Source organism: Marinomonas sp. AWM4_232, assembly GCF_056158325.1.
This window is the reverse complement of sequence record NZ_JBSWTA010000001.1, coordinates 1,011,770-1,025,015: the sequence shown is the minus strand read 5'-3', so window position 1 is coordinate 1,025,015 and position 13,246 is coordinate 1,011,770. Positions and strand designations below refer to the sequence as shown.

The following is a 13,246-nucleotide window of genomic DNA, read 5'->3' as shown; positions in this document are numbered from 1 at the left end:
AGATGAAAGTGTTAATTATCGATAACTACGATTCGTTTACTTACAACCTGTACCAGTACATCGGTGAAATTCTGATGGCGGCACAAAGTAAAGGTGAACTTGAGAAGTTTGATGTCATTGTTAAGCGTAACAATGAAGTGAACTTGGCAGACATTGAAGCGCTACAACCAGATCGCATTATCATTTCACCAGGACCTGGTTCACCTGACGACGAGGCTTACTTTGGCGTATGTGCTGATGTGATTCGTGAATTGGGTAAAACCATCCCATTAATGGGCGTTTGCTTGGGCATGCAGGGTATTTGTCATGTATTTGGTGGCAAAGTGGTCAAAGCTCACGTACCGATGCACGGTAAAGTGAGCCCGATTACTCATAACTGTGAAGGTATCTTCCACGATATCCCTGATCAGCTAGAAATCATGCGCTACCACTCGTTAATGGCTGAGCCTGAAAGCTTACCGGAGTGTCTAGAAGTCACCTCAGTTGTGGGTGATTTGAAACTGAAAGACTTTGCCAACCATGCCGTGATTCATCAAGGCGGGGATTACGAAATTATGGGCGTGCGCCACAAGCAATACCCGATTCAAGGTATTCAGTTTCACCCAGAATCTTTCGCCACCGAAGGCGGCCGCGATCTGATTAAGAACTTCTTATTTCAAATGTAAAAAGTAAATGTAGAGAGCAGGTGTAAGTCTGACCAAAGGCGTTAAAGAAAGCCGAGCAGTGATAGCTGCTCGGCCTATCATTCTGGAAACTTCTGCTTCATATGTAAGATACGTAGAACCTTGATGTTGCTTTGATCAAGGTGATACAGCACTAGCAGTGATACATCGGGAATGATCAGCATCCTGCCTTTTTGATTTGGCTTCACCGCACCCATATTGGGGTGTTCGATAAGCAGTTTGATTTTCGCAACCAGTAGATCATCGGTTTTATCTGCGGCGATCGGGTTAAATTCGTATAAAAATTCGTAGAGCCGTTTTCGATCCTTTAGGGCGTCCTTTTCCCATAAAATCATGCTTACTCCTTGGCCTTAAGTGCGGCCTTGAAAGCGTTCATTTCAGCCTCTGCTTGTTCAGCTTCTACAAATTCGGCTTGCTGCGATTCAAGCTTGTCAAACGCTCTTTCCACTTGTTCTGCTAGCCATTGATCGTGCGATAAACGCTTACGTTGTTGCTCGGCCAGTTGCTCTGCAAGCGCTCGGCAAGCGCCACTTAAAGTGGTTCCTTGGCTTTCTGCCATCATCTGAGCTAAACGCTTAGTTTCCTCGTCCACGCGAAATTGAATACGTGTTTCCATAACTTAGCCTCATTAGTATCTTGTCTGACAAATGTTAGCACAGGATATTTGTCGGGTGGTTTTTTCTCTCGTTAGCATGGTTTTTGCTTTAAAATACAAATTAACCAATTAGTTAAGTTTTCTAAAAGAGCAAACCCTTGCTAACTTTTAGAGAGCCATAAAGACAACAATACATTCCATCGAGAAAGCATTGAGTAAGGGGAGAGACATGACCAGCTCTGAAGCATTATTAGATTTGGCAATGAAGATGCCAAAGGCGGAGCTGCATTTGCATATTGAAGGCACGTTCGAGCCAGAGCAGATGTTCGCCATCGCCCAACGTAACCAAGTTGCGCTGAAGTACAACTCAGTGGAAGAGTTAAAAGAAGCCTACCAATTCGAGAACCTGCAGGACTTCTTGGATCTGTATTACCAAGGTATGTCGGTGCTGCTTAAAGAGCAGGACTTTTACGATTTAACCATGGCGTACCTAAAGCGTGTGCACGAAGATAATGTAGTGCATGTCGAGATTTTCTTTGATCCACAGGGGCACTTGAGCCGTGGGGTGAGTTTTGACACACAAATCAAAGGGATCTATGGTGCACTGAAAGATGCCGAACGTGATTTAGGTATCACATTCAAACTGATTATGTCGTTCTTACGACACCTAGATGAAGCCAGTGCGTTTGAAACGTTGGAGCTTGCTAAACCCTATTTAGAGTGGATCGATGGTGTTGGGTTGGACAGCTCAGAAGTGGGCCATCCGCCAGTGAAATTTGAAAATGTGTTCCGTGAATGTAAAGCGCTAGGGCTTCCTGTGACGGCACACGCTGGGGAAGAAGGGCCGCCAGAATATGTTTGGCAAGCGCTGGATGTGATCGGTGTGGATCGTATTGACCACGGTAACCGTGCGTTAGAAGACGAAGACCTAATTGCAACGATTAAACATAAAGGCCTGACGTTAACGGTTTGTCCATTGTCCAATCTTAAGCTTTGTGTGGTGGATACATTAGAGGACCACCCCATTCGCACCATGCTGCGTTATGGCTTAAACGCAACAGTGAACTCGGATGATCCGGCGTATTTTGGGGGGTATATGAATGATAATTTCCGTGAACTAGTGACCCAAACACAGCTTACCAAAGAGGAATTGTTGGCGCTGGCTTGCAATGCCTTTGAGGGCAGCTGGCTTGATAAGTCCACTAAGGAAAAACATATAAAGACTGTTATAGAACTATTTAAACATACCTTATGAGTCTTCAAAGCCGCCAAGCAGTATCATAAAACCTGTCTGGCGGTTTTTTTTTCGTCTTCCCCCCAAAAAATATACATGGCATATTTCTGCTATAAAAAAACGCCTCTCATTTGATAATGATTTTTATTAATTTTTGTGGTTCGATAGTGCTTGCTGAATCACATAAATGGAATTTAAGAGGCATTTTTTATGACAATTCCCAAAGTATGGCTTGCTCTGTTTTTGGCCATTTATCCACTTTCTAGTATCGCAAATGGTACTGGAAAGCCAACTTCTACGGCTGGACAGTTGTCTTTCGAGGCGGCGGCTGAGCAAGCTCTAATCATTCCCGCAACCTCCGATGAACAATATTGGATCGCTGAGTTACACATACCTGCAGGGCTTTTGTTGCATGTTGTATTAGAGCAAGAGTCGGGGAGGAAAGTATTAACTTCATTTGCCAGTGGTACAGAGCAACTGCGTTTTATGAGTCAAAATAAAGCGTCGCTAAAACTTCAGATAGCGAATGAATGGAGTGATTACGATACTCCGTTGCACTGGTCTTTGAGTCCTATTCAAGTGCTGCCTGCACCACCCGTTAAAGAAGTTAGCATTGAGCAACTTAAGAGTCCTCAGTTAAAGCAATGGGTTAAAGAAGGGCAAGTACCAACTCATTCTCCCATTATTGAGACACTACCTGGACAATCTGAGTCCGAACGCCTGATGACTTTTGTTTATCTTGGAGCGAAGCACAATGTGCGTATTTTAGGGGCGCCATCGAATGACATTATTTCATTACAAAAGCTGAAAGACAGTAATATATGGTTCCGTAGCTTTGCTGTTCCCGCTGATACTCTGCTAAGTTATCGCGTCGCTCCAGATGTACCACATCTAGACGCCAGTAAGCGTGAAAATCGGGTGGCGATTTTAAGCCGAGCAGAGACCGATCCTTTAAATGCCGATGTGTGGCCTTTAGATGAACAACTTGTTCAGTATTCCCGCGTTGACATAGCGTCTCAGGTTTCAATCCCCGATATACCGCTCGATGATCAACGCTTAACGCGACATTGGCTACACAGCAATATCTTAGATAACGAACGTTTAGTGACCCTGTATAGACCTAACGTCATGACACCAGAGCGGCCTGCTCACCTGGTTATCCTGTTGGATGGGAACGAATACGAGCACAAAGTTTCCGCTCCAGAACGTATAGATCATTTGTACGAAAGTGGCTTAACAGGACCATTATGGCTATTGCTGGTTAACAACCCTGATGCCGAAGCCAGAAGCAATGAGCTTCCTGCCAACCCATTGTACGCAGATTTTATCGCTGATGAGCTGTTGCCTTGGTTAGAACATCATGCAGGACAGACCTTTAAGCGAGAGCAGGTCATTGTTGCGGGGTCTAGTTACGGCGGTTTAGCTGCGCTATCTGCGAGCCTTAATCGGCCAGATCGAGTAGGTCATGTGTTGTCTATGTCTGGATCTTTTTGGTGGCGGGGAGCGGGTGGCTCAATGCAAGAACGTTTGGCAAGTTCCGAGCAATTACCCTTATCGGTGTATCTCAGTGCAGGCAAATTTGAAACAGGGCGTAATGATGAAGCGGGAATCCTTGAGCACAACGTAGACGTGGCCGCGTTACTGGACGCTAGAAATGTGCCCTATAAATTGACCTTATTATCGGCTGGGCACGATTACTACTCGTGGTCGTTAGCTCTGGAAGAGGGCTTGACCTATTTAGCGGGAGAACGTAAGTAAATCGTGTAAAAAATTAAACAATATGTATAATGATAACGGTTATCATTAAAGATGGAGTTTATTCATATGTTTGCCAAGAAGTGCCTAGCCCTTTCTGTTCTTGCTGCGTTGCCATGTGCTTCGTTCGCAGCTGGGGTTGAGTTAGATGAACTGTTGGTTACAGCAACACTGGCTTCTCAAAAATCGGAGGAGGCACCTGCATTTGCGACGGTGATTACCTCAGATGATATTAAAAAGTCAGCAGTCAGCAGCTTATCGGATTTAATGCGTGAGACGGTGGGGGTAAACAATAGCACTGACAGTAGTGGCCGCGATGAGATTCAGATCCGTGGTCTAGATGGTGCTTATACGGTCATTTTAGTGAATGGCAAGCGTGTTTCTTCGAGCAGCGCATTCGCTAAAGGTAGCGATACAGATTTGAACTCGGTTCCTCTCAATGCAATTGAGCGAGTAGAAATTATTCGTGGCCCGATGTCTGCATTGTACGGTGCCGATGCGATCGGTGGCGTGGTGAATATCATTACCAAGCAACCATTGGATGACCAATGGCAGCGCACTGTTAATGCAGAAGTGCGTATGATCGAGTCTGGAGATGAGGGAGCTCAATATCGTCTAGGTGCGTCGGCACAAGGACCATTAGCGGACAATCTGAAAGTATCCGTGAGTGCAGAAGCGCAGCAGCAAGATCCTTGGTATCTAAATGCGGAGGACGAAGTTTCTCAACGTGAGGAACGAAAAGTTCAAAACCTGACCTCTACCCTTGCTTGGCAGGCCACAGCCGAGCAGAGTGTCGACTTTGACTTTGGTTACAACCATGATAAACGTCCTTATCAAGCGTACAGTGAGGGGGCCTATCGAGAGCAAGAAATCACTCGTATAGATTTGGGTGCCACTTACAAAGGGGCTTGGGATTGGGGTAATACAACAGCGTTTATCAAGCAAGAAAACAGTGACGTCAGCGATTATAACTCTCGTTACCCAACGCCGGATCATGACAATTTAGAGCAACGCAACACTTACGCTAAAGCCTATGCCGACGCCACTTTCGGCGTACATAATGTATTGGCAGGTGTGGATTACAAGCTTGAGAAAGTAACTGATCCGTACTTCTTGGAAAACGGCAGTGACTCAACCGACCAATATGGTGTGTTTGTGCAGGATGGCATAGCCTTAAATGATGCCGTCAATCTGACGCTGAGCGGCCGAATGGATGATCACGAAATATACGGCAGTAACTTCTCTCCAAAGGCTTATCTAGTGGTTGATGCGGGGGATGGCTTAACGATAAAAGGGGGTGTTAGCCAAGCGTTTAAAGCCCCTTCTATTGCACAGTCTAATAGTAGTTATTCGCAAGTAAGTTGTGGCGGCAGCTGTTTCCTATCCGGTAACTCTGACCTTGAAGCTGAGACGAGCACCAGTTATGAAATCGGATTCGAATTGCGCAAAGCATCTTATGATCTCAGTGCAGCGATCTTTAAGAATGACATTGATAACATGATTACACGCACAGTAGACCGCTCGACGGATCCAATTAGTGTGCAATGGGTCAACGTTAATAAAGCGATGACACAAGGTTTTGAGTTGTCGACGTCGATGGATTTAACTGAAGACTTGATGGTGAGTGCGAACTATACTTTCTTAGACACCGAGTCCGAGGATGACAGTGGTAATGTTACGGAACTTACTGGGCGCGCTAAACATCAAGCTATGATTGGTTTTGATCATCAAACGACCGATCGATTGGCGACTTTCTTAAATGTGAACTTTATCTCTGGTATGAAAGGTACTGACGACAACAATGACATCAAAACTTTATCGTCATACTACCGTGCAGATATTGGTGTTATTGCCGATGTCACTGATGACTTAGTGATTCGCGCGGGCATTAAAAATTTAAATGATGTGCGCCTGGATGAGGAAGATTCAGACTTTACGACATTTGAGTTAGGACGTAGCTATTACGTTAGTGCTAATTATCATTTCTGATGATGTAATTACTTTCTAGCAAAAAAGCCCCAGATAGAACTGGGGCTTTTCGACTCATTCAAATTACGCGTTGTATTCGAAAGGACGGTCGCCGTCTTCGTCTTGGATACGAGTTGGTAGACCCATCTCGTTCAATAGACCTAGGAATGGGCGAGGGTCTAGTTGCTCAACGTTACGCATTTCAGCGCAGTCCCAAGTGCCGTTTGCCACAAGAATTGCTGCAGCAACCGGTGGAACACCTGCCGTGTAAGAGATACCTTGGCTGCCCACTTCGTTGTAAGCGTCTTTGTGATCAGCAACGTTGTAGATGAAGACTTCTTTCTCTACACCGTCTTTGATGCCTTTCACTTTGTCACCGATACACGTGTTGCCTGTGTAGTCTGGTGCTAGAGAAGATGGATCAGGCAGAACGGCTTTCACCACTTTAAGTGGTACCACTTCTAGACCTTCTGCTGTTTTAACTGGCTGCTCTGACAATAGACCTAGGCTCTTCAATACGGTGAATACGTTGATGTAATGCTCACCGAAGCCCATCCAGAAACGTACGTTTGGCACGTCTAGGTTTTGTGAAATGGAGTGCACTTCGTCGTGACCACTCATGTAAGACGTTTGCTTACCTACCACAGGTAGGTCATCAGTACGGCTTACTTCAAACATTTTGTTGACGTTCCACTCGCGATTCTGCCAAGAGTACACAACACCGGTAAATTCACGGAAGTTGATTTCTGGGTCGAAGTTAGTCGCGAAGTACTTGCCATGACTACCTGCGTTGATATCGATGATGTCGATGTCACTTACGCTGTCGAAGTAGTGATTGTACGCAAGGGCTGCGTAGGCGTTTACAACACCTGGATCAAAACCTACACCCAAAATCGCTGTGATGCCTTTTTCTTTGCAGGCTTCGCGGCGTTTCCACTCGTAGTTTGCGTACCATGGTGGGGTTTCACAAATTTTCGTTGGATCTTCGTGGATCGCTGTGTCTAGGTAAGCAACGCCTGCTTCCATACATGCTTCAAGAACAGACATGTTGATGAAGGCAGAACCTACGTTGATGACGATCTCAGAGTTGGTGTCTTTGATCAGTTTAACCGTTGCGGCAACATCAAGAGCGTCAAGAGCATATGCCTGAATGCGGCCCTCAACTTTCATAGCGCCTTTCTCGTGGACACTGGCAACGATATCTTCGCATTTCGCAACGCTGCGTGAGGCAATGGCGATATCGCCCAGTGTGTCATTGTGTTGGGCGCATTTGTGAGCCACAACGCGTGCAACCCCTCCGGCACCGATAATCAGTACGTTCTTTTTCATGGTATTACTATCTCCAGTGTTGAAATGATGCAGCCTTAGGAAAGGTTGTGCATAAAGTCGTCGTAGTCAAATTCGCGCACCAGTTCAATGGTACCGTCTAATTGTTTCACCGCGATGGATGGCATTTTGACGCCGTTGAACCAGTTTTTCTTCACCATGGTGTAGCCTGCTGCATCTTCGATGGAGATACGATCACCGACTTTGAGTTCATGGTTGAATTTAAATTCGCCAAAGATATCGCCCGCCAGACAAGACTTACCGCAAATCATGTATTCATGATCGCCATCACATGGGGTCATGCGAGCGTTTTCACGATAGATCAAAAGATCCAGCATATGGGCTTCGATTGAGCTGTCGACAATGGCTAAGTTCTTGCCATTGTACAAAGTGTCCAATACGGTTACCTCAAGGGTAGTACTCTTCGTGATCGAGGCCTCACCTGGTTCTAGGTAAACCTGGACACCGTACTTGTCTGAGAAGGCTTTTAATCGGGCACAGAATTGGTCGATTGGGTAGCCTTCACCAGTGAAGTGAATACCGCCACCTAGGCTGATCCACTGCATTTTCTCGATTAGGTAACCAAAGCGTTCTTCGATCAAAGTGAGCATTTCGTCAAAACGATCAAAATTATTGTTCTCACAGTTGTTGTGGAACATAAAGCCTGAAATGTCATCGATCACGCTTTCAATGCGTTTCGGGTCCCATTCGCCAAGGCGACTAAATGGGCGAGCAGGGTCTGCGATGATGAACTCAGAAGTACTAACTTGTGGGTTGACGCGTAGACCGCGAGTTTTGTCTTGGCTTGCTTCTTTGAAGCGTTCAAATTGGCCAATGGTGTTGAAGATGATTTTGTCGCTGTTTTCCAGCACTTCTTCGATTTCATTGTCGGCATAGGCCACGCTGTAGGCATGGGTTTCACCAGCAAACTTTTGCTTGCCCAGTTTGACTTCATACAACGAGGATGAGGTCGTGCCATCCATGTACTCTTGCATCAGGTCAAATACCGACCAAGTAGCAAAGCACTTCAAGGCCAACAGTGATTTTGCGCCGGAGTGTTCGCGCACGTAAGCGATCTTCTCTAAATTCTTTAGCAGTTTCGCTTTATCAATGAGGTAGTAAGGTGTCTGTAACATGGCGGTCAGCCCCGTCGTTGAAAAGGCGGTATTCTAGTAGAAAGGTATTCTGGTGACTAGCGCGAAACGTGCGAATTTTAGACATTTTTACAGGCCATTTGCGGCAAAAATGCATCGAAGATGGCTAATCGCTTCTTGTTAGTCTAATGTGTATTTTGATATAGAAAAACGGCCTCGATAGAGGCCGTTTTTGCGATTCAATTTAAGCACTAACTAAATAGCCTTAATGAGTCGTCATTTGTAGAGCTTTCATCTCATCATGACACTCTCGCATTCGAGCTTGGACCGCACGTAAAGCTCTCTCGCAACCAGATGGCTGATCGAGCTTGAGTGCCTCATCAAGTTCTTCGAGCACCTTGTCTTCGACTTCTTCTAGTTGGTCAACGTAAGTATGTTCAGTGGAAGCCTTAGTGACTTTATCCAATAATTTAGTATAAGCCTGACGTGCTTCCACTTCTAAATTAGAGCCTTCTTCAACGTGACCTTTCTCTGCAATCGCAAATGGCTGTAACTCACTGACAGCGGCTTCTTTCGCTTCGATCATTTTGTTAAACATGCGTTCTATACGAGGGCTGTCTACTTCCTGTTTGGCTTTTTCGTAGAATTCAATACCACCATTCATGACTTTGATAATGTCTGCCACATGTTTCGTTTCAATTGCTTGTGTTTGGTTTTGCATCGTTCTCTCCTTTCATTCGTCCAATCTTAGTTAAGTCGAGAAGACGTTTCGCAACGTGTTAATCATTAGGTTTGATGGTGAGGGCTGAGTTTTCAAGCGTTATCGAAAGACTGCACGCTTACTACACGTTAGCTATTCATTGTTCGCATAATTGTCAGAAAAATAGACGGTATTTGGTGGTTTCTTACGTCATGCAGATGGGCGAAAGGATGAAGAAAGGCTTCACTGAAGTATGATTGAAGCCCTGTTTGATCAGCTGTTATCGAGGGAATCGCTTTTGAAAAGCCACTAAGCGATATTCAAGGTCTACAAGTTGCTCGTCACGTACTTGGGAAACGCAGGCGCGCGCGCCATGAATCTGCTCAGAGCCGGTATTGGCTAGGGAAATGGCACTGATGCCGTGGTAAAGCAGCGCGGTCAGTAATTCATCGCCACTCATATTTGGGTAGGCAAAGGTGAAATAAAAACCGTCGCTTAAGGGCTCACCATTGTCATTGTCGTAGACGATTTTAAAACCGTGTTTGACGAAGAGCTGTTTCATTTTTGCCGCACGGGCTTCATATACTTGCGTCATATTTAGGAATGGAAGCGTACCGTCGTTAGCCGCTTTAAGCATGGCGGCTAAACCGTATTGTGTTGAGTGCGTGACACCTGAAGACAAGCCATGCAGCGCACCAAAAACCATGGCTTTACCAAATTGCTCATGACCTAATGTTACTTTAAGCGTTGGGAAGCTGCGTTTAAATAACGCCTCAGAGATCACCATGCTACCAATCCGCTGGCCAGCGTAACTGAAGACTTTTGAGCTGGAGATCAGCAGCGCATATTGATCTGTATAGTGAGCGATTGACGGTTGATAAGGTGCTTGTCCAGGAACCGAATAGTCTGAGCGGTAATCCATACCGAAGTAGGCTAAATCTTCGATTACGATCACGTCGTATTTTTTCGTCACCTCGGCAATGATTTGAAGTTCTTGATGATCAAAGCAAATCCAAGCTGGGTTGTTCGGGTTGGAGTACAGTAATGTTGTGTACTGACCAGTAGATAGATGTTCTTCAAGGGCGTCTCTCAGTGCTTCGCCACGATAATTGTACACATCAAAGCTGCCCCATTTCTGATTAATCATTGCCAGCTGACGCTTTTGATTAGGAAAGCCAGGATCAATAAATAACGTGCCACCTTGCTCGCGAATGCGGTTACCAACCAAAAACATAGCGAGAGCACCTTGTGCAGCACCGACCGTCGGGAAACAGGTTTCAGGGGAAACTTCTAGGTTTAAGAACTGTTTGCAGAAACGACTAATTTCCTGCTTTAAGCTTGGAACACCTTCGATCATCGGGTACTTGGAGCCCACGCCACTTCGCAGGGCTTGTGCTTCTGCCGCGATGCCTATTTCTGGCGCTGGAAGACCTGGAACTCCCATTTCCATACGAATGTAGTGATCTCCTGTGCGCTGCTCAATTTTATTGACCAGCGACACCAACTCGCGAATGCCGGCTTTTGCCATGGTCGGGATGCCAGCTTCGTGGATGGCGTTGAAAACTGTTTCTGCGTGAATTGGAGTATCAGCATAAGGTACGTGTGACATAGGACTATTTCTTACTTTAGGGATGACTCCTTGAGCCTATCGTTAAATGGAATGCGAGAGGAATAGTTTCTTTTTAGAGCGGTTATAGTAAGAGTTGCTGGAAGTAAGTTGAGCTTGTTTAGTGTATTAGGTTTAATTTTTAAATTATTGAAATATATGTATATTTTTAAAGTTCTGATTGCTTAAAGTATAGCTTGGTATGCCATTAACGTATGAATTCAACAGGAAAAATCGTATCGGCTCGCTTGTTTAGAATGCTTATGCGGATGCTTTCTGGCATTAAAAAGACTTCAGGTATGTATTGTGAATTTGGTTGAGAATGATCTAATATAATGGTTAATAAAGTTATAAGGTTATTCTAAAAAGTAATTAAATGACTTTACGTCATCTTACCTAATAAAAATGAGAGCGCCATTGGAGAGTGTCATGAAACCCATCACAGAGAGCTTTTTCGTATCAGAACAGATCCACCCCGAAGATATTCCAGCGTTGGCTGAAGCAGGCATTTCACACTTGATTTGCAATCGTCCTGATCATGAGGCAGAGGAGCAGCCTTTGAGTGAAACCCTTCAAGAAGTTGCTCAACAACATGGGGTGTCATTTACGTTCCTACCTATTGCGCCTGGCCAATTTCATGATGCCGATGTGGCGAAGTTCAAGGATGCTATTGCCAGCACTGGAAATACATTGGCTTTCTGTCGAACAGGAACACGAAGCTTATCTCTATGGGTATTGGCAAATCCAGACCAGATGACAGCGTCGGAGCTACTGCAGCTCAGTGAAGCAGCAGGTTACAACATGACTGCTTTAATTGATCGAGTCGCACAATAGTGTAGGAGGTTAGCCATGCGAAATGTTCAACATGATGTGATCATAGTCGGTGCTGGAGCAGGTGGTGTAGCGGTTGCAGCCAGTTTGCTAAAGCGCAGAGCAAATTTAAATATCGCACTGATCGATCCTGCAAAGGAGCATTCATACCAGCCAGGTTGGACTTTGGTTGGCGGTGGCGTGTTTAAACAGTCGCAAACGCGTCGGCCCATGTCTTCTGTGATTCCTAAGGGTGTTAAACTTTACTCTGAAGCAGCGGATACGTTCCAGCCAGATGAAAACTCTGTCACATTAGCCAATGGTCAAGTTATTTCCTACAAGGCTCTCGTCGTCTCACCGGGTCTTAAATTAAACTGGGAAGCCATTCCTGGACTAAAAGAAACACTCGGTAAAAATGGTGTGACGTCGAATTACCAATGGGAAACGGCACCATACACTTGGCAAAACGTACAGCAGTTGAAGAAAGGTAAAGCGATTTTTACGCAGCCTCCAATGCCTATTAAATGTGCCGGTGCGCCGCAAAAAGCCATGTACTTGTCATGCAGTGAGTGGCTTAGCCAAGGCGTGCTGGGTGATATAGAAGTGGAGTTTTGTAACGCAGGGGGCGTTCTTTTCGGTGTGGCGGACTACGTACCAGCGCTCATGTCATACATTGAAAAGTATCGTATTCAGCTAAACCTGAATCAGACGTTGATCGCAGTAGACGGTGAAAAGCAAGTTGCGACCTTCGAAGTCACCAACGCTCAAGGTGAGAAAGAGCAAATAGAAAAGTCCTTTGATATGTTACATGTCTGCCCACCACAGTGCGCTCTAGACTTTATCAAACATAGCCCACTGTCAGATGATGCAGGTTGGGTCGATGTTTATCCAGATACCCTGCAGCATAAAAAATACAACAATGTGTTTGGTCTAGGTGATGGCACCAACACACCTAACGCTAAAACCGCTGCGGCGGCGAGGGCGCAGGCCCCTGTTGTTGCTGAAAACGTATTATCCGTTTTGGTGCAGCAATCCCCTCGTGCTTTATACGACGGTTACGGCTCTTGTCCGCTGACGGTCGAGCGCGGCAAGATCGTATTGGCTGAGTTTGTATACGGTGGCAAAGTGAAACCAAGTTTTCCTAATTGGCTGATCGATGGCACTAAACCTTCTTACTTAGCTTGGTTGTTGAAAGAGAAAAGTTTGCCGTGGGTATACTGGGACGGAATGCTAAAAGGTCGTGAGTGGCTGGTGTCGCCTGTCATTTCAAACGAGCCTCCATTACGCTAATATCTCTCTAATGACGGCTAAAAATTTTTTGGCCGTCCCCCCATTATCCAAGTTGTACTAAGCTTGTTAATATGACACATTTGTTTTGCAAGCACCTAACTTGAAGCACGTCCCTACACAGATTTTTCTGGCTCGATTAAGTAAAATTTTATAAATACTCAAAGTCTTTGAAGTGTTGTGTCAAT

At 45.3% G+C, this 13,246-nt stretch carries 12 protein-coding genes; 6 read left to right on the top strand and 6 right to left on the bottom strand.

Going from position 1 to position 13,246, the window contains the following annotated elements; translation table 11 throughout:
• The first annotated feature begins 2 nt into the window (after window positions 1–2).
• Window positions 3–665, top strand: a complete 663-nt coding sequence (locus tag ACXAC1_RS04830) for an anthranilate synthase component II (RefSeq protein WP_475059425.1) — start codon at window positions 3–5, stop codon at window positions 663–665.
• A gap of 77 nt (window positions 666–742) precedes the next feature.
• On the opposite strand, the gene ACXAC1_RS04825 is transcribed toward ACXAC1_RS04830, so the two are convergent.
• Window positions 743–1,018 (bottom strand): type II toxin-antitoxin system RelE/ParE family toxin, encoded by a 276-nt coding sequence (locus tag ACXAC1_RS04825; protein WP_475059423.1) that lies wholly within the window; start codon window positions 1,016–1,018, stop codon window positions 743–745.
• Window positions 1,019–1,020: 2 nt separating this feature from the next.
• Window positions 1,021–1,299, bottom strand: a complete 279-nt coding sequence (locus ACXAC1_RS04820; protein ID WP_475059421.1) for a type II toxin-antitoxin system RelB/DinJ family antitoxin — start codon at window positions 1,297–1,299, stop codon at window positions 1,021–1,023.
• Between the two features lie 208 nt (window positions 1,300–1,507).
• Here ACXAC1_RS04820 and ACXAC1_RS04815 point away from each other — a divergent pair, with 208 nt between their 5' ends.
• The 3 genes from ACXAC1_RS04815 (at window position 1,508) to ACXAC1_RS04805 (ending at window position 6,256) form a co-directional block, all read left to right on the top strand.
• Window positions 1,508–2,533 carry an adenosine deaminase gene (locus ACXAC1_RS04815; RefSeq protein ID WP_475059418.1) on the top strand — a complete coding sequence of 342 codons (1,026 nt, stop codon included), beginning with the start codon at window positions 1,508–1,510 and terminating at the stop codon, window positions 2,531–2,533.
• Window positions 2,534–2,722: 189 nt separating this feature from the next.
• On the top strand, window positions 2,723–4,270 hold the full coding sequence (locus tag ACXAC1_RS04810) for an alpha/beta hydrolase (protein ID WP_475059416.1): 1,548 nt from the start codon (window positions 2,723–2,725) through the stop codon (window positions 4,268–4,270).
• A gap of 66 nt (window positions 4,271–4,336) precedes the next feature.
• Window positions 4,337–6,256 (top strand): TonB-dependent receptor plug domain-containing protein, encoded by a 1,920-nt coding sequence (locus tag ACXAC1_RS04805; protein WP_475059413.1) that lies wholly within the window; start codon window positions 4,337–4,339, stop codon window positions 6,254–6,256.
• A gap of 63 nt (window positions 6,257–6,319) precedes the next feature.
• Here the strand turns inward: ACXAC1_RS04805 and ACXAC1_RS04800 are convergent, their stop codons facing one another.
• The 4 genes from ACXAC1_RS04800 to ACXAC1_RS04785 all read right to left on the bottom strand — a co-directional run bounded on the left by ACXAC1_RS04800 (window position 6,320) and on the right by ACXAC1_RS04785 (window position 10,964).
• On the bottom strand, window positions 6,320–7,564 hold the full coding sequence (locus tag ACXAC1_RS04800) for a saccharopine dehydrogenase family protein (RefSeq protein ID WP_475059410.1): 1,245 nt from the start codon (window positions 7,562–7,564) through the stop codon (window positions 6,320–6,322).
• Between the two features lie 35 nt (window positions 7,565–7,599).
• Window positions 7,600–8,697, bottom strand: coding sequence for a carboxynorspermidine decarboxylase (gene nspC, locus ACXAC1_RS04795; RefSeq protein WP_133561941.1), 1,098 nt, complete (start codon window positions 8,695–8,697; stop codon window positions 7,600–7,602).
• 223 nt (window positions 8,698–8,920) lie between these two features.
• Window positions 8,921–9,376, bottom strand: coding sequence for a PA2169 family four-helix-bundle protein (locus ACXAC1_RS04790; RefSeq protein WP_475059408.1), 456 nt, complete (start codon window positions 9,374–9,376; stop codon window positions 8,921–8,923).
• Between the two features lie 259 nt (window positions 9,377–9,635).
• Window positions 9,636–10,964, bottom strand: a complete 1,329-nt coding sequence (locus tag ACXAC1_RS04785) for an aminotransferase class I/II-fold pyridoxal phosphate-dependent enzyme (protein WP_475059405.1) — start codon at window positions 10,962–10,964, stop codon at window positions 9,636–9,638.
• Between the two features lie 426 nt (window positions 10,965–11,390).
• Here ACXAC1_RS04785 and ACXAC1_RS04780 point away from each other — a divergent pair, with 426 nt between their 5' ends.
• Window positions 11,391–11,795 carry a protein tyrosine phosphatase family protein gene (locus ACXAC1_RS04780; RefSeq protein WP_475059403.1) on the top strand — a complete coding sequence of 135 codons (405 nt, stop codon included), beginning with the start codon at window positions 11,391–11,393 and terminating at the stop codon, window positions 11,793–11,795.
• A gap of 15 nt (window positions 11,796–11,810) precedes the next feature.
• A complete protein-coding gene (locus tag ACXAC1_RS04775; protein ID WP_475059401.1) occupies window positions 11,811–13,061 on the top strand; it encodes an NAD(P)/FAD-dependent oxidoreductase in 1,251 nt (416 codons plus the stop codon).
• The last annotated feature ends 185 nt before the right edge of the window (window positions 13,062–13,246 follow it).

What these genes read in the sequence shown, in the direction of transcription:
- ACXAC1_RS04790 (WP_475059408.1), bottom strand. Translation starts at nt 9,376, where the DNA reads ATGCAAAACCAAACACAAGCAATTGAAACGAAACATGTGGCAGACATT.
- ACXAC1_RS04800 (WP_475059410.1), bottom strand. Translation starts at nt 7,564, where the DNA reads ATGAAAAAGAACGTACTGATTATCGGTGCCGGAGGGGTTGCACGCGTT.
- ACXAC1_RS04780 (WP_475059403.1), top strand. Translation starts at nt 11,391, where the DNA reads ATGAAACCCATCACAGAGAGCTTTTTCGTATCAGAACAGATCCACCCC.
- ACXAC1_RS04805 (WP_475059413.1), top strand. Translation starts at nt 4,337, where the DNA reads ATGTTTGCCAAGAAGTGCCTAGCCCTTTCTGTTCTTGCTGCGTTGCCA.
- ACXAC1_RS04785 (WP_475059405.1), bottom strand. Translation starts at nt 10,964, where the DNA reads ATGTCACACGTACCTTATGCTGATACTCCAATTCACGCAGAAACAGTT.
- ACXAC1_RS04820 (WP_475059421.1), bottom strand. Translation starts at nt 1,299, where the DNA reads ATGGAAACACGTATTCAATTTCGCGTGGACGAGGAAACTAAGCGTTTA.
- ACXAC1_RS04830 (WP_475059425.1), top strand. Translation starts at nt 3, where the DNA reads ATGAAAGTGTTAATTATCGATAACTACGATTCGTTTACTTACAACCTG.
- ACXAC1_RS04815 (WP_475059418.1), top strand. Translation starts at nt 1,508, where the DNA reads ATGACCAGCTCTGAAGCATTATTAGATTTGGCAATGAAGATGCCAAAG.
- ACXAC1_RS04810 (WP_475059416.1), top strand. Translation starts at nt 2,723, where the DNA reads ATGACAATTCCCAAAGTATGGCTTGCTCTGTTTTTGGCCATTTATCCA.
- ACXAC1_RS04825 (WP_475059423.1), bottom strand. Translation starts at nt 1,018, where the DNA reads ATGATTTTATGGGAAAAGGACGCCCTAAAGGATCGAAAACGGCTCTAC.
- ACXAC1_RS04775 (WP_475059401.1), top strand. Translation starts at nt 11,811, where the DNA reads ATGCGAAATGTTCAACATGATGTGATCATAGTCGGTGCTGGAGCAGGT.
- nspC (WP_133561941.1), bottom strand. Translation starts at nt 8,697, where the DNA reads ATGTTACAGACACCTTACTACCTCATTGATAAAGCGAAACTGCTAAAG.